17 protein-coding genes are annotated in these 22,464 nt (G+C 52.8%); 7 read left to right on the top strand and 10 right to left on the bottom strand.

What is annotated here, in order from left to right; genetic code table 11:
- Positions 1-16 precede the first annotated feature (16 nt).
- The gene (locus TALK_RS03895) at positions 17-409 is read left to right on the top strand and encodes a hypothetical protein (RefSeq protein ID WP_085616077.1); all 393 of its coding nucleotides are present in this window, start codon (positions 17-19) and stop codon (positions 407-409) included.
- Here TALK_RS03895 and TALK_RS03890 read toward each other — a convergent pair.
- Positions 406-1,614: a hypothetical protein gene (locus TALK_RS03890; RefSeq protein ID WP_139833709.1), complete on the bottom strand. Its 1,209-nt coding sequence runs from the start codon at positions 1,612-1,614 to the stop codon at positions 406-408. The two genes, TALK_RS03895 and TALK_RS03890, sit on opposite strands and share 4 nt — an antisense overlap.
- Before the next feature lie 332 nt (positions 1,615-1,946).
- On the opposite strand from TALK_RS03890, the gene TALK_RS03885 reads away from it, so the two are divergent.
- On the top strand, positions 1,947-2,444 hold the full coding sequence (locus tag TALK_RS03885; protein WP_245829652.1) for a thermonuclease family protein: 498 nt from the start codon (positions 1,947-1,949) through the stop codon (positions 2,442-2,444).
- 135 nt (positions 2,445-2,579) lie between these two features.
- Here the strand turns inward: TALK_RS03885 and TALK_RS03880 are convergent, their stop codons facing one another.
- On the bottom strand, positions 2,580-3,617 hold the full coding sequence (locus tag TALK_RS03880) for a DMT family transporter (RefSeq protein ID WP_085616071.1): 1,038 nt from the start codon (positions 3,615-3,617) through the stop codon (positions 2,580-2,582).
- A 144-nt stretch (positions 3,618-3,761) separates the two neighbouring features.
- On the opposite strand from TALK_RS03880, the gene TALK_RS03875 reads away from it, so the two are divergent.
- Positions 3,762-4,670, top strand: a complete 909-nt coding sequence (locus tag TALK_RS03875; protein ID WP_085616069.1) for a LysR family transcriptional regulator — start codon at positions 3,762-3,764, stop codon at positions 4,668-4,670.
- Positions 4,671-4,806: 136 nt separating this feature from the next.
- Here TALK_RS03875 and TALK_RS03870 read toward each other — a convergent pair whose 3' ends face one another.
- From TALK_RS03870 to TALK_RS03855, 4 genes are all read right to left on the bottom strand, one after another.
- Positions 4,807-5,553 carry a hypothetical protein gene (locus TALK_RS03870; RefSeq protein WP_085616067.1) on the bottom strand — a complete coding sequence of 249 codons (747 nt, stop codon included), beginning with the start codon at positions 5,551-5,553 and terminating at the stop codon, positions 4,807-4,809.
- A gap of 73 nt (positions 5,554-5,626) precedes the next feature.
- Positions 5,627-6,298: a CerR family C-terminal domain-containing protein gene (locus TALK_RS03865; protein WP_085616065.1), complete on the bottom strand. Its 672-nt coding sequence runs from the start codon at positions 6,296-6,298 to the stop codon at positions 5,627-5,629.
- A gap of 322 nt (positions 6,299-6,620) precedes the next feature.
- Positions 6,621-7,676, bottom strand: coding sequence for an L-glyceraldehyde 3-phosphate reductase (gene mgrA, locus TALK_RS03860; RefSeq protein ID WP_085616064.1), 1,056 nt, complete (start codon positions 7,674-7,676; stop codon positions 6,621-6,623).
- Between the two features lie 162 nt (positions 7,677-7,838).
- Complete coding sequence (locus TALK_RS03855) at positions 7,839-9,863, bottom strand: aminopeptidase P family protein (RefSeq protein WP_085616062.1); 2,025 nt, start codon at positions 9,861-9,863, stop codon at positions 7,839-7,841.
- Between the two features lie 704 nt (positions 9,864-10,567).
- Here TALK_RS03855 and TALK_RS03845 point away from each other — a divergent pair.
- Positions 10,568-11,308, top strand: a complete 741-nt coding sequence (locus TALK_RS03845; protein ID WP_085616058.1) for an SDR family oxidoreductase — start codon at positions 10,568-10,570, stop codon at positions 11,306-11,308.
- A gap of 85 nt (positions 11,309-11,393) precedes the next feature.
- On the opposite strand, the gene TALK_RS03840 is transcribed toward TALK_RS03845, so the two are convergent.
- Both TALK_RS03840 and TALK_RS03835 read right to left on the bottom strand, forming a co-directional pair.
- Positions 11,394-14,978 (bottom strand): PAS domain S-box protein, encoded by a 3,585-nt coding sequence (locus tag TALK_RS03840; RefSeq protein ID WP_085616056.1) that lies wholly within the window; start codon positions 14,976-14,978, stop codon positions 11,394-11,396.
- Positions 14,979-14,995: 17 nt separating this feature from the next.
- The gene (locus TALK_RS03835; RefSeq protein ID WP_085616054.1) at positions 14,996-16,081 is read right to left on the bottom strand and encodes an HD domain-containing phosphohydrolase; all 1,086 of its coding nucleotides are present in this window, start codon (positions 16,079-16,081) and stop codon (positions 14,996-14,998) included.
- Between the two features lie 435 nt (positions 16,082-16,516).
- Here TALK_RS03835 and TALK_RS03830 point away from each other — a divergent pair, with 435 nt between their 5' ends.
- Positions 16,517-17,275: a sulfite exporter TauE/SafE family protein gene (locus TALK_RS03830; protein ID WP_085616052.1), complete on the top strand. Its 759-nt coding sequence runs from the start codon at positions 16,517-16,519 to the stop codon at positions 17,273-17,275.
- Here the strand turns inward: TALK_RS03830 and TALK_RS03825 are convergent.
- Positions 17,272-18,153, bottom strand: coding sequence for a 50S ribosomal protein L11 methyltransferase (locus tag TALK_RS03825; RefSeq protein WP_169714936.1), 882 nt, complete (start codon positions 18,151-18,153; stop codon positions 17,272-17,274). The genes TALK_RS03830 and TALK_RS03825 overlap by 4 nt on opposite strands.
- A gap of 60 nt (positions 18,154-18,213) precedes the next feature.
- Positions 18,214-20,607, bottom strand: a complete 2,394-nt coding sequence (locus tag TALK_RS03820) for an ATP-dependent helicase (RefSeq protein ID WP_085616543.1) — start codon at positions 20,605-20,607, stop codon at positions 18,214-18,216.
- 194 nt (positions 20,608-20,801) lie between these two features.
- Here TALK_RS03820 and TALK_RS03815 point away from each other — a divergent pair, with 194 nt between their 5' ends.
- Both TALK_RS03815 and TALK_RS03810 read left to right on the top strand, forming a co-directional pair.
- On the top strand, positions 20,802-21,548 hold the full coding sequence (locus TALK_RS03815) for an EF-hand domain-containing protein (RefSeq protein ID WP_085616050.1): 747 nt from the start codon (positions 20,802-20,804) through the stop codon (positions 21,546-21,548).
- A gap of 273 nt (positions 21,549-21,821) precedes the next feature.
- A complete protein-coding gene (locus TALK_RS03810; protein WP_085616048.1) occupies positions 21,822-22,409 on the top strand; it encodes a hypothetical protein in 588 nt (195 codons plus the stop codon).
- Positions 22,410-22,464: the final 55 nt, after the last annotated feature.

Here is a 22,464-nt window from a genome sequence, read left to right as displayed (position 1 = left end):
TAAGGGAAAATATCAGATGGAAGACCTAGGCAACTTTTTTCGCCGCTATGCCGATGCACATCTTAAATTCGAAGCCGGTGTCCTTGACGAATTTTATCATTTTCCCTGCCTGATCAACGATCTGATGGGGGTGCACGCCATTGGATCGGTCGAGGACCTTCACAAATATAATGAAAGTTTTTTTGACGAACTGAAAAATGCCGATCTGGCGCTGGCCAAATCGATACTGGTTGAACAGCATTCCGCCCTTCCGGGTGGGTCACGGGCGATTGTGTCTTTCCGGTTTGGCAATTCGGATAACAATCTGATCTTTGACTGCGATTATGCCTTTGCCCTGCTTAAGCAAGACGAGACATGGAAGATCCTTTTTGCCCAGCTTGACGAAATTCGTTACAGCGACCTTTATTAAAGACGTTTGCGCGAAAAACGCATCGGCGCAATATTATTTGCCGCGCCCCGCCCCAGCACGCTTTCTATTGCATCTGGGTTATTCAAAAACTTAGCCATACCGTATCCTTGGAAATACTTAACCCCGGCATTAACACCTGCCTGGATCTGTTCCATTGTTTCGCATCGGCAGAACACAATTTTGCGGATCAATTCCTCGGAGCAATCGCGCAAGATGGCTTCTATTTCTTCTCCGCCCAAATCAAAAACATTCAATTTAAGATAATTGGCAATATCGATTTCGGCAGGAGAAACCACCGGCAATTTTTGAATAGATATTTGATCGAAGGCCAACTTGATGCCATAGCGATCAAACGAATTCTGGATTCCTTTGCGAACCTTCGGATTGTTGCGCCACATCAAATGAGAAATTTCCACCGTCAGTTTCCGCAGTTGTCGTGCCGGCAATGTCTTCACCATGCGCCGGAAATTCGCACTTACAACCGCAACCGGGTTGAGATTAAGAAATTGCGCAGCATCGCCTGAATACGGTTCTTTGGTGATATGGGATAAAACCCGATTATCAAGAAGCTCGGTAAAGCGGGCAAACATCCAGTCATCGCGAAGAATATCTTTGCCCGTGATTTCTTCCATCGCCGCCATGGAAACCCAAAATTCTTCACCAAACCATTCCGGTGAAAGACCTGATTGCAAAAGCCAGATCGGTTGCATGCGAATATGCATCGACATATCAGCCTGACCTACGATTCTTTCGATCTCGACCAACTGCCCCAACTGTTCCGCACTCTTCGGAGGGGCCTGATAAAAATCCAGAAAATCTTCTGCGGTTTCCCGGGTCGTTGCTCGCATATACTCAACACAGCATATGGCAAATTCAGAGGTCTCATGATTAAGATCGAAGACCCGCACATCCATGGCACCGTATCGGCGTGACAAAAGAAAAAAATTCAACTGATCAATAAAAGCGGACATTATTTCGCGTTGATCAAGCGGCATCAAAAGCGAAATGGCATGATCAGACAGCAACCTGGACGTTAAATTCTGTGCGCACCCATATTCAAAATACCTTAGGAAAGAACAAAAAACCGTCCTGCTACGGGTGGCTGGAACACCGGAAAAGTCCAGAACAAAAGCGCAATGATCGGGTTTATGCAACCCTGACTTCTGAATACTGGTCAGTAGCTCATGCGGAATTGCTCTGTTCATTATAATCCCCTATCTCACAGCTTAGACTTCATCTTAAAATATAAAGTCTGACGCTATTTAAGAATGCGCTGATCCCACTGCCCCTTGTGCAAATTCATGATGCAACATCGGGGATCAATTGTCAGGTGGCCAGGCTTACTGAACTTTCAAATAACTCCCCAATCGAGATCACCGTTTTGACCAATGGTCATTTACCTCAAGCGCGCAGAATATAATGTTTCATCCCCCAAGGTTGCCCTTTGATGATATATTAGATGACCAAAAATCACCAGAGAATGCAACCCATGTTTGCACTGAGAACAAGCGCAACAATTACGGCCCTGATGTTTATTATGGCAGCACCCACTGTTGCCTGCGCAGATCCCGTCTATGACGAGCTGTTTGGCAAGGTCCGTCCGGTTGATGGCGATACACTGGAATTCGGGTTTAAGCGGGTCGATCTTTGGGGGGCGGATGCGCTTGAACGGTTTCAAAGATGCGTGTTGAACGGGCAGACCACAGCGTGCGGCGCCGATGCATGGCAGGTTATCACCAACCTTATCGGTACCGGCAACGTGACTTGCAAGGTACAGGGCATGAACCGCTATAAGCGCAATATGGCGATCTGTCGCAATGCCAGCGGCATGGATATCGGTCAGGCCATGATCGCGCGCGGCATGGCCGTTGCGCGGACCGATGAAATGCCATCCTATGCCAGGGTCGAAAGTTCGGCCAAACAAAGCCGTACCGGGGCATGGGCCGGTGAATTTATCGATCCGTTGTTATGGCGTCGCGGTGATCGCCTGCCGGAACATCAAATTAAAATTCATCGTTGGCAGCGCGACGAGTAAACCACGCTCACGGGTGGGATTTTCCAAACCAAACAATCCGGCGGAACCACAGCACAATTAATGCGCGGATCGGCGATCAAACATCACATCCCCCGTCGATCACCACTTTACCACCCTGCCCTGCAAACCAGCCGGTTAAGTCCCCTTGCCCGGTGTTTGCACCGCACCGTCAGCAGCATCAGGCGCATCTGACTGAATATCTGTCGAGCTTGCCGTCGCACTGGTGGATCGACGCCCGGTTGCCGAAAACAACGGGCGCGACAACAGACGACCCAGCCCGGCCAAGGTCACCCCGTTCTTGATTGATGCCACGCCGACAATAACCACGGCAAAACCGATGGTCTGCGGGGCGGTCAAAACCTCGTCCAATAGCAACCATGCGGCAAAGAATGTCATTGCCGGTCCGGATAGGGAAATCAGTGCGGCCTGTGTCGCCCCGATCCGGCGAATGCCTTCATACAGCAGGAAAAACGGGATCACGGTGCAAAAGATCGAAATGCCCGCCGTCCACAGAACCCCATCAACATTAAGATTCAGCGGCTTGGTCAAAATCAGTTCGTATAGGACCATCGATGCACCGGCCATGGTATTGACCAGGGCGGCAAAATGCATCGACCCGATGACCGCGATCATGCGTTGTCCGAAATACAGATAAACCGCATAGGTCAAAGCCGATGCAAAAGCCAAAGAGGCCCCCAGCCAAAGCTGATCCGACACAGCACCAATCCCGGTTGGGGCGAGAACCAGCACCAACCCGACATAAGTGACGATAAAGCAGACAATCTGGCGCAAGGGAGGAAGCCGCCACTTATGCAGGCATTCAAGGATCAAAACGATGGCCGGGAATGTAAACAGCACGATCCGCGACACGGTGACGTCAATAAGCGACACGGCGGTAAAATCAAACAGGGCGGCGGCAAAAAACAGCCCGCCGTAAAGAGCCCCCCAAAGAATATCGACCCGCATCATCTTGCGTTCGCCCGGGCGATGTTTGCCAAACAGGTAAACACCGATCCAGAAAAATGGCAGTGCGATCAGAAACCGCAACAACAACAAACCATCCACAGTCATACCCGTGGCATAGACATATTTCGCCAGAAGCCCCTTCATCGCAAATGCCACTGTCGATAGCAGCACAAGCGTCAGGGCGGATCCCTGCGGTTTCGTTGTCATATTGGGGGTTCTCCACTCTCTCTAGGGTTTACTATCCGCCCGCCCAAGTCATTATTCAATTCGAATTAAATGTTATCAGATATCAGCATTTGCTATACCTTGACCGTCAACGCCACGCCTATTTCCGTTTTCGGGATGCAAGAAATGGACCTCAAACAGCTTCGAAGTTTTATACATATTGCCGAACTTGGCAGTCTGTCGCGTGCGGCAGAACGGCTTAACCTGTCGCAACCAGCCCTGAGCCGTCAGTTAAATCTGCTTGAAGAAACCCTTGATACCCGGTTGCTTGAACGTACAGGGCGCGGGGTCAAACTGACCGAAGCGGGTCAGATGCTGGCGGAACGGGCACGGGTTATTCTGGGCGATCTGGCGCGTCTTGAAGCCGATCTTTCAGCACGTCGCAGCAAGGTGACCGGCCATGTTCATATTGGTGTGCCGCCCAGTGCGGGGATTGTGATTACCGGCGCATTGGTCGAAGCCTTGCGTGACCGCTATCCCGATCTGAATATTTCAATCGCCGAGGATTTGACCGGTGATGTGCAGGAAGGATTGCTGTCAGGTCGTCTAGATATCGGCATCTTGCATGACGGCATGATTTCACGCAGCCTGCATGCCGAACCGTTATGGCGCGAAGACCTGTTTCTGATTTCCCATCCATCACGGGTGGACGAAAATGAAACCGAAATTGACTATGAAGATGTCCTGGCCCTGCCGTTGATCATGCCGACCCCCAAACACGGATTGCGCGCAAAAATGCAGGAAGCCGCGTTTCGCGCCGGTCGTCCGCTAACCCCGGTGGTCGAGGCCGATGCCTTGCGGGTTCTGGTCGATCTGGTGCACCGCGATCTCGGGCATACGGTATTGCCGCGAAGTTCGCTGGTGATGGAGCTTTCGACCGGGCGGCTTAAGGCGCGGCGGATCATCAATCCGGAACTGTCACGCAAGGTGATGTTGTCATGGTTACAAGACCGCCCGCTAAGCACCGGGGCCAAGGCCGTGCTTGATACCCTGCGCGATTTGGCCGGCACCATGCCCATGGCCGACGGCCGATAACTGACCACAAAAAACCCCGGAACACCGAATATGCCGGGTTTTGTCGGTCAGGATCGATTGATCAAATGTCTTATCGAAGAAGTTCCGGAGGCGGGGTTGGGGTTGGGGGAAAGGCCGCCGCCTCCGGCCATAGGGACTATTTCATTGAGTCCTCTATGGATCTGCGGATCGAAGCATATGTTTTCAAGAAGACTTGCTGTGTATCGGCAAGGCCCTTTTTTGTTATCTTCCACGCGTCTGTGGAAGTATCCTGCAGGCGACCCAATCGGGCTTTCGCCTCATCCATCTGAGCATTCAAAGCCGCAATCTGTGCATCGATTGCCGCGCGCTGATTTGAGGCAAGCTTAGCAGCATCGGCGCGCAATTCTTCGAGCGATCGTTGCCATGCCGCCTGACGTGCTTCAAGTTCGGCTTCCAGAATTGACTTCCGGGTGGCCAGATCAACCTTTGCGGCCTCAAGATACCCGCCCCAGGTCTTCTCTACCGTCTCTTCGACCTTATCGCGCAAATCTTTCAATGTTGCTTCCCAGGAATTACGCTGGGCCTGCGCACGGGCAACGACGACGGCCCGTGCCGTTTCAGCCTGATCCTTTGTCGCAGTCAGGAAAGACTGAAAGGCGGCTTCAACTTCAATCCATTCTGCCTCAAGTGCTTCCTGTGCCTTCCCGAGGCTGCTTCCAGATTCCGCCCGCAACTGATCATAGGACGCGGACACCTTCGCCCGCGACGCGCGGAGATGCGCAAGGGCGGCATCGGCTTCTGCGCGGGTATCGTCCTTTAGCTTGACGGTTGCTTTCTCCGCTTCGGAGATGATTGCATCCACGTCATCGAGACGATGCTTTGCCCACGTGATCGCATCGTGTGTTGAGGCTTTCTTGCGCATTGTGCATTTCCTTTTCGGCTTGAAATTTTGATTGCCAAGGGTGTCCAAACAGCGGTCTTTTCTGTTCGGATTGTTATTTGGTGCGATTGGCTGCGAGGAAGTCGCTACGGCAAAGATCGCGGACCATCCCCTCAATCTGGCCGATGCTGCTTGACTGGATCTCCGACCAGGCCATCCCGCGCAATATGATGCCGCGCAAGAACCTGAAGCTGATGATCGATGTCACGATCGCGCTGATGCGCAATCGCAGGGCTTCATCATCAGGGGCGCGGCCCGAAACGTCGCTTGCAGTCTGGACCAGACGCTCAAGCATGGGGGCGATTGCCCGCTCGTAAATCACGGTAAATGCCTCATCGTTGTCATAGGTGCAACGCGCAACAAACGACGTCCAGGAATACGGCTCGGCATTCTCGAGAATGATATTAAGAAAATTTGTAAGAGCCTGCTCCAACCGGACAGTTTTGTCCGCGATACTATTATCATCAAGCGGGTCGAGCGCTTTATCAAAGCGACCTGCCGCATGCTCCGCGATCATATCGGCCGCGGCCAGATACAACTCCTTTTTTCCCCCGAAATGATAGGGGATGGCCGAAAGGGTCGTGTTCGCGGTCTTCGCCAAGGCCCGGGTACTCGCACCTTCATAGCCAACCGCACCGATCACCTCGATAGCCGCTTCGATCAAATGCGAACGGGTTTTACTGCTTCGGGCTTTATGGCCATTCGCGGGCGGTGAGGCGATATTCATGCGTGCGGTTCCTTATCTGTTGAAACAAAGATAGATCATTCGAACGAACTTGTGAATTGATATAAATTAATCGTTTGAATATTTTCTCCCAAGCGAACATTTGATCCACCGTCCGCCGGGGGTCAGGGCCAATTAATTCAATCCGCGTTTCGTGCTGGCGCCCCGTGGTCCCGGTGATCGAGGCCGATACATAGCCGGTTCTGTCGAGCACAATGCCTTATGGTCGATGATCGATGGTTGATGGCCGATGGCCGATAACTGAGCACAAAAAACCCCGGCACACCAAATATGCCGGGGTTTTGTCGGTCAGGATTAAACCGATTTAGACCTGTGCTTCGGAATCAGATGATTTCTGCCACAGGTTCAAACCGCCATCGGTAGCGTATTTGTCGATTTCAGTCAGTTCTTCTGCGCTGAATTCAAGATTGTTCAGGGCATCAAGGCTGTTATCAAGCTGTTCGACATGACGCGCACCAATCAGGGCCGAAGTAATTTCAGGGCGGCGCAGCACCCAGGCAATCGCCATCTGGGCCAATGTCTGCCCGCGACGTTTGGCAATTTCGTTCAATGCCCGCACCCGGTTCAGGTTTTCTTCGGACAACATCCCAGACTGGAACGATCCTTCAAGCGCGGCACGGGAATTTTCCGGCACACCATTCAGGTATTTATTGGTCAAAAGCCCCTGTGCCAGCGGCGAAAAGGCAATACAGCCAATGCCCAGTTCGGACAGGGTATCAAGCAGACCTTCTTCTTCGACCCAGCGGTTCAGCATCGAATAGGATGGCTGATGAATAACACAGGGCGTGCCGAGTTCCTTAAGGATCGCGTGCGCTTTGCGAGTCATTTCGGCCGAATAGGACGAAATCCCGACATAAAGCGCCTTGCCCGAACGCACGATCTGATCCAATGCGCCCATGGTTTCGGCAAGCGGCGTGTTCGGATCAACACGGTGCGAATAGAAGATATCAACGTAATCAAGGCCCATGCGTGACAGGCTTTGATCCAGACTTGAAATCAGGTATTTGCGCGATCCCCATTCACCAAACGGCCCCGGCCACATGCGATATCCGGCCTTGGTTGAAATCACCAATTCATCGCGATGGGATTTCAAATCCTTGGCCAGAACGGCACCAAAGTTTTCTTCAGCCGATCCGGGGGGCGGACCATAGTTATTGGCCAGGTCAAAATGAATAACACCGCGATCAAAGGCACGGCGGATCATGGCGCGTTGGGTATCGAAGACGTCAACACCGCCAAAATTCTGCCACAGGCCCAGCGTGATCTGCGGCAACATCAGGCCGCTTTTACCACTGCGATTATAGGTGGCATTGTCATAACGTGCGGGATTGGCCATCCAGCTTTCTTCTACTCCGGCCATTTCTTCCTCCTGCTTATTTCTTTGCGGGTCTCGCCCGCAATTGAATCGATCCAATACCCTATTCATAAGACAAAATGACAGCGCTGTCATTTGTGTTGGCAAGAAAAAACCGCCCCGGAAAATTGGGGCGGCTTTAAACTGTGATTGGTCTTCGTATGTAGCCTAGGTGCTACGTTTCTTAATCGGGGCGGTTGCTTTTTGCAGCCATTCGACAAGGTCTTCGTCCAGATCATCGGCATACATGGCATAGACCTGTGCGTGATAGTCGTTCAGCCACTGCAACTCGTCGCGGGTCATCAGTTCCGGATCAATCAGTTTGCGTTCTATCGGTGAAAACGTCAGCGTTTCAAACCCCAGCATCGGACGCTCCGCACCGGCAGGTGCATCGATTTCAGTTACCGCAATCAGGTTTTCAATCCGGATGCCGTATTCGCCTTCTTTATAGAAACCCGGCTCATTCGACAGGATCATGCCCGGTTTCAACGCAATATTGTTCGGTGCCTTGGAAATCCGTTGCGGGCCTTCATGAACGCCAAGATAACTGCCGACCCCGTGCCCGGTGCCATGATCGTAATCAAGCCCGGCGTCCCACAATGGCGCGCGCGCCAGCGTATCAAGCTGTGATCCGGTGGTGCCGACCGGAAAAATTGCCCGGGCAAGCGCGATATGCCCCTTAAGCACGCGGGTAAACCGGTCGCGATGTTCCTGTGACGGCGTGCCGATGACCGTGGTCCGAGTAATATCAGTGGTACCATCGATATACTGCGCGCCACTGTCGATCAGAAAAATCTCGCCGGGTGACAGGTTGCGATTGCTTTCGGGCGTATTGCGATAATGGCACAGCGCCCCGTTCGGACCGCTGCCGGGAATGGTTTCGAAACTGGAATCGCGAAACAGCGGATCTTCGGCACGCAGTGACAGCAATTTATCCGCGGCAGCGCGTTCATCAATACTGCCATCCGAGGCGGCTTCATCAAGCCAGGCAAAATAGCGAATGATCTTTTCGCCGTCGCGCCGATGTGCTTTGCGCGATCCTTCAAGTTCGACATCGTTCTTACATGCCTTGGGCAAGGCGACCGGATCACGCCCGATCCGCAAGGTCGCACCGGCATCGGAAAGCATCATCCGCAACCAGTCAGAAGCGGTTGCCTCGTCCAGACGGACCGACTGATTGCCCAATGCGCCCAGCGCATCTTCCAGTTCACCCGGATGGCGAATAGTGGCATCGCAGGAAAGCCAGTGGCGCGTTTCATCGGGTAATTTGCGGTCATCAATAAACAGATCAACCGACGCATCGCCATAAATGATCGCATAGCTTAGTGCTAGCGGCGTCTGGGGCACGTCCCCCCCGCGAATATTCAAAAGCCAGGCAATGCTGTCTGGCGCGGACAAAACGGCACTGTCACATTCCAGTTTCGAAAGCGCCTGCGCAATCTGATTGCGTTTGTCGAAACTGGATTTACCGGCATATTCCAAAAGTTGCGGTCGCACCGGTGCAACCGGCATTGCCGGTTGTTTGTGCCAAAGCGCATCAATCGGATTGGGATCAATCGCAACCAGTTCCGCACCGATGCCGTCGCAGGCGCCGCGCAGATGATCGGCCTGCTGAATGGTATGCAACCACGGGTCATAGGCCAATTTCTGGCCCGGTTTCAGATTATCGTGAATCCAGCCGACAACCGGATCTTCGACCAGATGACGATATTCATAAATGCTGCGATCAACCTGCTGACGCACCTGAATGGTATAACGACCATCGACAAAAACAGCCGCCTTGTCCGCCAGCACCACCGCCGCCCCGGCCGACCCGGTAAAGCCGGTCAGCCATGCCAGACGCTCGGCGCGCGCGGGCACATTTTCACCCTGATGTTCATCAGAACGCGGAATGATAAAGCCATCAATGCCCTTGGATGCCAGATATTTTCGCAATGCCCCGACCCGTGCCACGGCGTCATAGCCATCCTTGGCAAAGCTGAATTCGGTTTTGCGTTCATCGCGAAGCGCAAGCAGGGCGGCGTTAAGATCATCACCGCGATTACCACCGATCAGGTCAAGCCAGTCGGTGCGCGTGTCGCCATTGGCACTTGCCAGAACACCATCAATCAAACTGATGATGGCGATAACATCCTTGTTAACACCATCGCGTTCCAACATGGCAGCAAGTTGGGCATTACCGGGAAAGGTCATCAAAATCCTCGTTTCTATGCGTGGGGCAGCATCTGAACAAAGCTATCTAAGGGTTTTCGCCGAACACATGCAAGATGGAATGCCATGACGTGTGACCATGCACCCGGTTTACGGGCGGCTTTCAGCCCGCAAACCACTCAAATCAGCGCATAAATAAACTACAGCGGCAAGTAGCCTATACCACCACATGCGTCATGGGTATGAAAGCCCTGCAAGCTTCGCAATGCAAATTAAGGAAACTTTAAACTATGACATCCACGTGACAAAAAGATGACCCGTCGGGACGTCAATTTGCAGGAGACCAAAACGGTGATCCGTTTTCCAATTACTGTCCAGAGCGCCGTTCAATCGCGTCGTCGTCAGACGGCCTATAACGGTCTAGAGCGCCTCACCACTATGGAACGAGCCGCGCTCGGCCTTGATATAGGCCCTGCCAATCTGGCAGACGATGCTGAAAGCCATCATCGGGGTCAGACCCTTTCGATGGAAGCAACGGACAGGGATTAGGGATCAATCCCGCCCGCGTAGGTCGCCAATGCTATAAGACGTAACGCAGGATCGAAGGTTCACGATCCTTGCGGTCTTTTTTGTCTTTCCCTCTGAAACGGTCCTGCTTATCCACAGCAGGGCCGTTTCTTTTTGACCTCACCCCGGATGCCGTTCCATAGTGACGCCAACATTTGCAACCGGATGCGGGAAATCCTATGACAAAAACCGTTCTGATCACCGGTGGGTCGCGTGGCATTGGCCGCGCAACCGCCGTTCTATGCGCACAAAATGACTGGAACATTGCCTTTAGCTATGTTGGCAACAAAGCCAGTGCAGAAGAAACCTGTGCGATGTGTGAACGGGTGGGCCGGACCGGAAATGTCTTTGCGCAGAAATGCGATGTGCGTCACGAGAATGACGTCGTCCATCTGTTTCAAACGGCACTCGACCGGTTTGGCGACATTGACGGGGTTGTCAATAATGCCGGGATCGTTGCCCCCAGAAGCAATCTGGCCGATATGGATATGGCCCGGATGAAATCGGTTTTTGATACCAATGTGCTGGGCGCCTATCTGGTCGCACGCGAGGCCGCACGCACCATGACCACATCAGGCGGTTCCATCGTCAATGTATCCTCTGTGGCGTCAAAACTGGGATCACCCGGGGAATATGTCGATTATGCCGGATCAAAAGGCGCGATTGACACATTAACCATCGGTCTTGCCAAGGAACTTGGTCCCAAAGGCATTCGCGTCAATGCTGTGCGACCGGGCATTATCGATACCGAAATCCATGGCAGTGTTGGCCGCCCCGAACGGGTTGCGGAAATTGGCCCGTCCTGCCCGCTTGGCCGACCGGGCAAGGCCAACGAGGTTGCCAATGCCATTTACTGGTTACTGACAGATGATGCGTCATACGTTACCGGCGCCCTGATGGATATCACGGGCGGTCGCTAAGTTCGCACCATGATCGTTGGGTCGGGTCATCCTGGTCGCCGGGAAGATGGATCACGCCTTGGCGCCAAAAAGCCCCGCCCCCAGACTAGGCCTCGCCGGATTTTTCTGTTGCCGATGGCTCAGATGACGGCGCGGTGACGGCCTTGCCTGATCCCAATACGGTTTCCAGTCCATCATGAAGTTCGACAATATCAAAAGGCTTGGCCAGCATCATCGCAACGTCAAGCTGGCGCCAATTTTCGGTGACACCTTCGGATGCGTAACCCGTCATGACGATAACAGGAATATTATTGCCTTCGTCACGCAGGCTGGCAATCAATTGGACCCCGTTCATGTCGGGCATGGTTTGATCCGTCAAAAGCAGACAAAATTCCTGTGTCGGATCACGAAGTGCCGCCAGCGCATCTGTTGCCCGGTTAAAACAGGTTGCCTCGTATCCCATACGCCCCAGCATCCGCTGACACAGGCGCAAGTTCTTTTCTTCGTCATCGACCACAACAATGTGACCGCCAACGCCCGGTGACAGCTCTATCGCGCGCTGAGACGTGACGGTGATATCTTCGTCAAATACTGGCAACAGGATCGAAAACCGCGTGCCCTGTTCCAAACGGCTGTAAACATCGATCACGCCCTTATGACCGGTGATGATGCCATGCACAGTCGACAGGCCAAGCCCGGTTCCCTTGCCGGTTTCCTTAGTGGTAAAGAACGGATCAAAGATGCGTTTGGCGGTTTCCTCATCCATCCCGCAGCCATTATCAATAACACTGATGCGGATATATTCCCCCAGATCAAGCAACGGCCGTTCGGCGGCGATATCCTCGGTCAGTTCAAATAACCCGACCTCGATCCTGATTTCGCCGCGATCACCGACCGCGTGATAGGCATTGGTAATCAGGTTCATCAAACACTGGTCAATCTGGGTCGCGTTGCCCAAAATCCCTGGCAAATCCGGGGCGATTTCAGTTTCAAGCAAGACCGAAGACGGGATTGAACCGCGCGCAAACCGCACTGCGCCCTTAACCATGGTTTCCACACTTAGCACCGATGTTTCTTCGTCGGTGTTACGGCTGAACATCAAGATTTGCTTGACCAGATCGCGCGCGCGTTCTGCGCCGGACCGTATTTCCGACACATCATCGCGCAGCGGTGAGTCTTCGGGCAGATCAGTATAAAGCAGTTCGGCGTAACCGCTGATCGGTTGCAGAATGTTATTAAAATCATGCGCGATACCACCGGCCAGAACCCCGATGGTTTCCATGCGCTGGGAATGTTGCAATTGATGTTCAAGTTTCTGACGGTTACGTTCGGACCGCAGACGCTGCAATTCCGCAGATGCCCGTCCGGCAAAAACTTCAAGCATTGAGACCGCCAGTTCCGGATCGGCCAGCGGCTTATCGGAAATCGTGACCAACACACCGATGGCATTGCCATCGTCATCATAAAGCGCAGCACCGGCATAACCGCGTGCGTGGTCTTCGCTGACACGTTCATCACCACCAAAATCATCGGCCAATCCATCGGCATAGACCATGATGCCACGCTTTATGACTTCCTCGGCGGGGGAACCGGCCAGATCGAAATCCATAAGCTCCCTTGATTTTAAGGGCGAAAACAGCGCGACCGATTTCAAACGTGTCCCATGAAGTTCCGCAACATGGCAAAATGACATGTCGAGTGTTTCACACAGAACCTTTGTCAAGTTTTCAAAGAAATCGGTCCCGACCTGGGATTTGATACCGCGATAAATCGAGTCCAGAGTTTCCTGATAGCGTTCGCGATCGGTCACATCCAATGCAAAGCTGGCGACACAATCAAGATCGCCGTTATTGTCAAAGATCGGGCTTTCATACCATTCGCAGATGATATATTTGCCCTGCTTGGTCACATTGGGAAACCGGGTATTTACGCTGGTGCGGGTCTTGGTAACATCCAGAACAAGGCTGCTTAGGCGCCCACGTTCGCTTGGCGGCACCAGAATTTCTACTTTTTTGCCAACAAGTTCGCCTGCGTCAAAGCCAAACATGCGTTCGGCCGTTTCGTTGATCTCGATGATCGTGCGGTCCGGCGTCCAATAAATCACGCCAAGCTTGGTATTATTGAAATGCGCGCGCAGGCGCCGCTGATTAGCTTCAAGCTGCGACAAGGCCTGTTCAAGATCACGACGGCTTTCAATACGCTCGGTTGCATCACGACAACTTACGCGAATGCCCTGATATCGGCCTTGGCTATCGCGGATCGGCTGCCATGACATGGCAATACCGACATGCTGGCCGCTTTTATGAATGGCAGTGAATTCACGATCATTGCCTGAAAGGCCACTAAACCCTTCTTCAAGATAATGCCGCACCCGGTCGCGATCTTCGCGAAGCACCAGGGGTAATGGATAATGTTCCATCGCGATGCATTCTTCGGGGCGATAACCCAGAATGCGTTCAATCGCCGGATTAACCCATAATGCGCCACCATCCGGCGCGATCCAACTTTCCCAATCATAGGTATAATTGGCAACGGCTTCGAATTTTCGTTGCGACAGCGACAATTTGTCACTGGTTTCCATCGCCGTTTTAATACCCGCCGCCGCCGCCAAAAGTCCAGCAGCGGTATGGGCAAAAACGATTTCATCTGGTCGCCAGTGACGAACCTGACCGATGCATTCAAAACAGAGGACACCAAAACTTCCCGCACCGGTCACAAGCGGAACATCAAGCATCCCCCGGATGTTAAGTGGCCGCAAATAGTTGTCGGTAAATTCCGAGGTTCTGGGGTCGTCCTGTGCGTCAACCGCATCAATCGCCTGACCGGTATGAAGAGCGGCGAAATAGCGCGGCAGGTCACAGCGACGCAACACCAGCCCTTCGTGACTGACATTGGGATCGGTTTTATCGACCAAACCAACACAGTAAACATCACCATTTTCATCCTGCAGCCACAGGCTGGCGCGATCAACATTCAAGATATCGACGAATTTCAACAAAGTGGGCTGAAATGAGACGTCCTCGATCCGCTGAAGCGATGAAAAATACGATGCAACATCGGCCGCACTTGTCCGAATTTGTTCAAGGAAGTTATGGCCCATTGCGATCTCGTTATGGGATCGCATCTGATCAAGCCCCGATTGCAGCAAGGCCTGGCGCATCCAGACGACGCCAACAACCAGTGCGGCACTCATCCAGGCATAACCGAAAAAGGTCGATGCCCAGACCGGGATGGTGTGATGCACATGATGTCCGTCTGACATTATTTCGGGATATAGTCCGGAAACCCGCAACGCCCCGACAACAAGGATAATCGACATACAAAGCACGGCATAAACCAATGTTTTGCGGAAAGAATTGAAAACCGCAAAAATTGCCGTTCCGACAATCAACAGAGCCATGCCGCTTCCGGGTGTGAAAAGCGAAAGATAAAGCCCGCCCAGAACGGTCATCGCAGAGACGATTACCGTCGACTTAACCACGGCCGACATCTTGCTGCGGAATATCAACATCGCCAGCATGATCACGAAAATTGCGACCTGCGGCAGCTGTGAAATGATGGCTGCCTCGGCGGTATCACGATAGACCGCACCAAGCAGGGCGGGGAACCCGGCCGCCACCATCACCATCAGCATAAAGTCGGCAATGCGGTTGCGCGTTTTGCCGAGGATCAATTCAATTTTGGAAGTCATCGGTCGCGCCCGTCCAATCAGACTGCCTTGTCGGGCATACTGTTATAAATGCAATCAAAACGATCATGATGTTGCGCAAACAAGCCAAGCAGATTGGGATCGAACATATCGGGCGTCGTGCGTTGATCACCCTTTACGATGATCGACACCGCCACATCATGATCAAAGGCCGGTTTGTAACGCCGCGCACTGCGCAATGCGTCATAAACATCGGCAATAGACACAAGACGCGCCACCAGCGGAATGTCTTCGCCGGTTAAACCAGAGCAATAACCTTCGCCACGCCATTTTTCATGATGGTGGCGTGCAATTACCGCCGCCTGAGCCAAAACAGGGTTTTCCGACGAGTTCAACATCGCATAGCCGATTTCGGTATGACGCTGCATGATTTTGAATTCGGCCTCGCTTAGCGGACCTTCTTTAAGCAAAACCTCGTCAGGGACACCGACCTTGCCAATATCATGAAGAATACCAGCAAGGCGCACGGTTCGCTGAATATCGGCACCCAGCCCCGCCATCTCGGCCAGCGCCTGTGAATAAAGGCCGACGCGCACGCAATGTTCTGCCGTTTCAATATCGCGATATTGCGAAATCAGGCTAAGCCGATCGATAAGTTCTTCCTCGGCGCCGCCAAGCTTGCGGATAATGGAATCCAAATTCCGGGACTGGGTTACATTTTCAAGTTCAAGCTGACGAACCCGTTCATGTTCCTGATCGCGGTCGCGCAAACGTTCCACCGCATTCGAAACCGCCGCTTCGAGATCGGCCCGATCCACCGGTTTATCAAGAAATTCCCGCACGCCAAGACGCAATGCCTTGATGGCATCGGTTTTGTCGCCATCCCCGGTCAGCAGAATAAATTCGAAATCACGTTTGAATTCACCAATTGCCTTGCCAACAAATTCCAAACCACCACATTTCGGCATGCGCAGATCAGATACGACAAGCCGCACAGATGCATCATGGCGCAGCTTTTCAAGCGCATCGAGGCCGTCTTCGGCCATGATAACCTGAAAACCTGATCGTTCCAGCACACGCCCCAGCAGCTTTCGAATGACTGGCTCGTCATCAACGACCAGAATTTGGCGATCTGTTTCTGTCACATCGGCACTCGCTATTATTCAGGCTTGGCTCATCCTTAAGACTTAATTGATACCTATACATTTGTACAGTAACCAACAAGATGCCCTTACAACTTTGCGTTATATGCTTATTTGAGAATAAATATTCTTTCAGTTTTTATGGCTATATTTCAGATGGTTACATTTGAAATTACAGCGAAGACAATATTAGCGATCACAATTACCGACCGACTTATCAACGTGTGATTAAAGGATTTCTGTTTTACGACTCGAAAAACCTCTGAAATTCACAATCTGGAACCGCTGGTTTGACGAAAATTCGGATTTTAACCGAAAGTCATGTGGCATTTGTGCATGGCCGATATTCCGTTTCGATCCATAATCCCGATATTTGAAATCACGCCACACAGATACAATCACCGCGTTTTAGTCTCTTATGCGAGGCAATAGCGTAAAATGGACGACTTCTTTTGGTGGATCGTTCTGATCGGTTTTCTAGCACAGCTTGTCGATGGCGCGCTTGGCATGGCCTATGGCCTGACATCGACAGCACTTTTGATCAGCATCGGCCTGCCCCCGGCACAAGCCAGTGCCACGGTTCATGCCGCCGAGGTTTTCACCACAGCCGTTTCCGGAACATCACACCACTTTGCACGTAACGTCGATTGGAAAATGGTGCGCACACTGGCCATTGCCGGATCGATTGGCGGGGCGGCCGGGGCGGCGTTACTGTCATCGGGTATTGGTGATTATCTTGCGCCGTTTGTCGCATTTTATCTGTCGGCACTGGGCATACTTGTGATCGTCAAAGCCATGCGCAAGGTACAGCCACCAGCCGCCATGCAGGGTCTGGCACCGCTGGGCTTTGTGGGCGGCTTTCTGGATGCGGTGGGCGGCGGCGGATGGGGACCGATTGTATCAAGCACGCTGGTCTATCGCGGCAATGCGGAACCACATCGGATGCTGGGAACATCAGCAGCATCGGAATTCTTTGTCACCGTGATGATCACGGTGACTTTTGCCGGGCATTTCGGGTTGGAAAGCTTTGGGATGGCGGCATTGGCACTGGTGATTGGCGGTGTGCCCGCCGCACCGCTTGCCGCCGTGCTTGTCCGCATCATACCGCGCAAACCCTTGATGATCGCAGTCGGAACACTGATCGTCATCCTTGGCGGGCTTGGTATTTACCGCTTTGTCAATGCACTGGTGGCTTAACCAACCACCAGTGTTGTCCATTCTTCAACCGGGAAACGCTTGACCAGCGACAAACCAACATCGCGATATGCCGACAGGACAAATTGTTCCTGATGCGACAGCAAGCCAGACAGGATGACAACGCCGTCCTCGGCAAGTGTCGCGCGCAGGTCACGCGCCATATGACGCAACGGACGCGCAAGGATATTGGCGCAAACGATGTCGAAATACCCGGCATTGCGGATGCGCACGTCGCTAAACCCGTTGGAATGGATCGCGGTGACCAAATCGGCAATATGGTTGATACGGGCATTTTCACGCGCAACCCGCACCGATGCAGCATCGATATCGGCCATCATCACCGAACTGCGCCAGGTTTTGGCACAGGCCATACCCAAAATGCCCGACCCACAGCCCATATCAAGCGCATTGTAACGGTGTGAATACTTGGCCACCCAATCAATAGCGGCCAAACAGCCTTTGGTCGTTTGATGTTCGCCCGATCCGAACGCCAGCCCGGCATCGACCTGAAGCCCGGTTTTTGCCACCGGCACGCCTTCGTCCCAATGCGAGCCATGTACATAAAACCGACCGACCGAAATCGGTTTGAAACTGCGCAGATTGTCACTGACCCAGTCTTTGGGTTCGTATGACCCAAACTCAACCATCGGCACCGCAACACCAACCGCCGACGCCATCAATGATACCGCCGTTTCAATCGCCGTCTTATCAAGATGATTTCCCGAAAACCCTTCGACTTTCCAAGGGGCGGTTGGATCGCCAGCCCGTTCGAAATGCGACAAGGCATCGCAATGCTCATACAACGCCTCGGCAAAGGCCGGAGCAAATTTGCCGTCAACCTCGAAGGTGAAATTATAGCAACGAACGGTTTCGATCATATCGCGTCTCGCAAGATTGCGGCGGGCCAACGGGCGCACCAAAAATAACGTGTCCGGGGCTTAGCCCGGCAGAATGAAACTGTCGACCACTTTCTTTGTACCGACATCTTCAAAATCGATTTCAAGCTTGTTGCCATCAACCGCCCGCACAGTCCCCGGACCGAATTTACGATGACGGACAGCATCCCCGACCTTGTATTTCGATGATTTCGAATTGGTGGAATAGCTGGTTTCACCGTTCGGCTTTACATCAATAACATTCTTGCGCACGCGATCCTGCCAACCGGCACTGGCAAAGCGACGCTCGCCCCCGGTCGATGAACCACCCGATCCCGTTTTGCTGCCACCGCTGCCATAACTGTCACGGCGCGGCGTTTCATCCGCCCAGCTTGGCATTTTCATCCAGTCATCTGAACCCCAGGCCCCCGGCGAATGGTTTCCACCATGCCCGCCCAGCCCCGTATCGCTGATACGTTCGATATGCTCATCTGGCAATTCATCAACAAACCGCGACGGCAGGGCCGATTGCCACTGATTATAAATCCGCCGATTGGCCGCATAGGATACCGTCGCACGTTTGCGCGCCCGCGTGATCCCGACATAGGCCAGACGGCGTTCTTCCTCTAATCCCTTGACGCCGCTTTCATCCATTGCACGCTGATGGGGGAAAACGCCTTCTTCCCAGCCGGGCAGGAAAACATAATCAAATTCAAGTCCCTTGGCCCCATGCAGGGTCATGATGGTGACTTTTTCCTGATCGGTATTCTGTTCGTTTTCCATGACCAACGACACATGCTCAAGGAAGGTGGTCAGGTTTTCATACTCACCAATCGCCGACACCAGTTCCTTTAAGTTCTCCAACCGACCCGCTGCTTCTATTTCCTTGGATGTGCGCCACATATCGGTATAGCCACTTTCATCAAGCACCGTTTCAAGTACTTCAACATGAGAGCGGTTGGTCAACATCTCGCGCCAACGGGTGAAATCCCCCAACAATCCGCCAATCGCCTGACGCATTTTGGGTTTCAGTTCTTCGGTTCCGATCAAATCACGCGCCGCCATCGGAAGCGATACCGATTGATCCCGCGAATATTGATGCAGGATTTGAAGCGTTGCCTTGCCAACCCCGCGCTTGGGCACATTAATGATACGTTCAAAGGCAAGGCTGTCATCAGGCTGTGCGACCATGCGAACATAGGCCAGCGCATCGCGGATTTCATGACGCTCATAGAACCGCGGGCCGCCGATAACCCGGTATGGAATGCCCAGCGTGATCAACCGTTCCTCGAACTCGCGGGTTTGGAAACCAGCACGAACAAGAATCGCCATCTTGGCGGCACCAATGCCCTTGCTTTGCAGGGCTTCGATATCTTCGCCAACCAATCGTGCCTCGGCCGGACCATCCCAGACGCCTTTGACAAAGACTTTTTCGCCGGTATCAAGTTCAGTCCAAAGCTCTTTGCCCAGACGTCCATCGTTAAAGGTAATCAGTTTCGATGCCGCGGCCAGAATATGCGGGGTGGAACGATAGTTCTGTTCCAGTTTAACCACTTTGGCGCCGGGAAAATCAGACTCGAACCGCAAGATATTACCGACCTCGGCGCCGCGCCAGCTATAGATCGCCTGATCATCATCGCCGACACAGCAGATATTGCGATGAACCATCGCCAGCGCGCGCAGCCAAAGGTACTGCGCGACGTTGGTATCCTGATATTCATCGACCAGAATATAGCGGAATGTTTCCTGATACCGGCGCAGGATTTCCGGGTGTTTTTGGAAAAGTGTCAGGCAATGCAATAAAAGATCGCCAAAATCGGCCGCGTTAAGCACGGAAAGCCGTTGCTGATAGACCTTATACAAGTATTTCGCCCCGCCATTGGCGAACTCGACACTTTCATTAACCCGATCCGGTGAAAGCCCCTTGTCCTTCCAACGCTGGATAATGCCCATCAGTTGTTTGGCTGGCCATTTTTTCTGGTCGATCTGTTCGGCGTCCATGATTTGCTTAAGCAAACGGACCTGATCGTCGCTATCAAGGATCGAAAAATTAGATTGCAGCCCGATCAATTCGGCATGGCGGCGCAACAAACGCGCGGCCAACGAATGAAACGTTCCCAGCCACCACCCTTCAACCGGATGACCCAACGCATGCGCAACACGTTCCTGCATTTCCTTGGCGGCACGATTGGTAAAGGTCACCGCCAGAATTTGTTGCGGATGCAGGTGTTCGGTCTGCGCCTTTACCTGAAGCAAATGCGCCAGCCGGGTGGTCAAAACCCGTGTTTTCCCCGTCCCGGCACCGGCCAGAACCAACAACGGCCCGTCAAGCGTTTCGACCGCTTCGCGCTGTTCTGCATTCAAATTGGCAAGGTAATCGGGCGCAGATACAGGTGCGTCGGCAAGACGCATTTCCGGGCTTGCAGCGAATTCGTCGATTTCAAAGGGATCATCCATCATGGCGCGATATATAACATGCTGTGGTGACGGGGCCAGTATTGGCATTAAATTCAGGTTGCTTATTGTGCAACAAATCGGGAACGTCGACCAATTTTTTCCCCGAAAATATTTTTGACCGCATTTTTTACCGCCAGTTTTTCGCCCCGCCTGCGTGAATAATCATAGCAACAATTACCACGCAGGAGCCCCCGATGAGCGGCATCGAAAGCCTTAGTGCCAGTCTTGCGCAGATATTTGGCCAAACCCAGTCATCTGGCAGCAGCCAATCCAGCCAAAGCACCAATGATGTTTCAGCCATTGGCGGCTTTGCCCTTGCCACGGCGCAAGACAGTTCCGCAGCAACCGAAGCGGTTGATGCAGTATCGGAAATTGCCGCCAGCGGCGAAAGCGGTGTTGATCAGCTTTCCGATCAGATCAAAACCATGTTGCTGGAAATGCAGGAAAGCACCGATGCATCGGCAACAGATGGCGGCTTTGACGCACAGCAGCTTTTTGACGATCTGGATACCGATGGCGATGGCAGCCTGACCAAAGACGAATTTCTTGCTGGCAAGCCAGATGATGTCAGCGATGAAATGGCCGAAAACCTTTGGTCCCTGATGGCAGGAAGTGACGCAGAAAGCGTTTCCGAAGACGATTATCTGACTGCGATGTCACCACCAGCAGGTGCCACCACATCCACGACATCGACTGAAACAGACAGCACATCGGACAGTTCATCAGGTGGCGGCGCCGCAGCATCCAGCGATACTGAAAGCTATGACCCGCTTGATACCAACGAAGATGGCATTGTCAGCCTTGCCGAATTGATGGCCGCTGCCCCGCCGGAAAGCACCGAAACGGCCAGCGCCGAGGCCAACACCGACAGCCAGACCAGCACATCGGGCAATGGCGCAACACCGTTTGACAACCGCCTGATGGCGCAATTGATGTCATAAAAGATGTGATTTAGACGAAATCTTCTGTGATCCGGAAAAATCTAAGATCACATGCGCGATCGCTTGACCTTTGTCAGGCGGCAAATTTTGCCCAAGATGTTCAATGATATCATATTGATCTCGGGTGAAAGCGCAGATTTCCAATCCTCTTTTAAATGGCGTATTTTTTGCTTCCTTCTCTCTGCGAAGCGTTTCTGAATTCGGGAACGGTAATTTTTACCGTGCCCGGTCAGAAGCGCTTTAAAGTGGAACCTCAGAAGGGAGCATTACATCGTGAGTGCTATTTCAATTCTGGGCCAGGGTTTGTCGTTTTCGATACCTGTTAGCTCCAGAAGTTCTGTTGGTGAATCCGAAGGTATCGAACGAAGCAGCGCATTTAGCGCAGCACCAATAACCGACCCTATATCTCCGACGGCCGCCATTGGATCGCAGGGCAGCAATCTTGCTGACAGCCTTCAATCGGTAATGTTGGCCCTGCAGGAAGGAGGTGGCGAAGGTGCCTTTGCTGCCGCCATGATGTCTGTTGAGGAAGAAAGCCAACAAGCGTCATCTTCCGATGATGCAACAGCCAATAGCCAATCCTCGTCTTCTGGACCTCCGGGTATCGAGCAATTTGAAGCCGAAGATCCGCGTGATGCAGAACTCAAACCAGCATTAAATACCGGCTTGAGTGACGAAGAAGCAAAGAAAACACAGCAGGAAAACGCAGAGATCCAACGTCAACAGATATCGGCAGAGATTGATAATATCTCGGCAGATATCAAATCCGGTGTCTCTGGTACGGATAGCCGCATTGCGGCACAAATCATGTCCGGTGCCGCTAATTCTGCCAGACCTGTTGCGATGGCCCAGGCTGCCTGACCTTGCAACTAAGACCGTGATAAAGAGCAGCGCAATTTGTCGCTGCTCTTTTTTA

Source organism: Thalassospira alkalitolerans (assembly GCF_002115745.1).
Taxonomy (GTDB): Bacteria; Pseudomonadota; Alphaproteobacteria; order Rhodospirillales; family Thalassospiraceae; genus Thalassospira; species Thalassospira alkalitolerans.
Note: the sequence above shows the minus strand (reverse complement) of the source record. Positions and strands in the feature narration are given on the sequence as shown.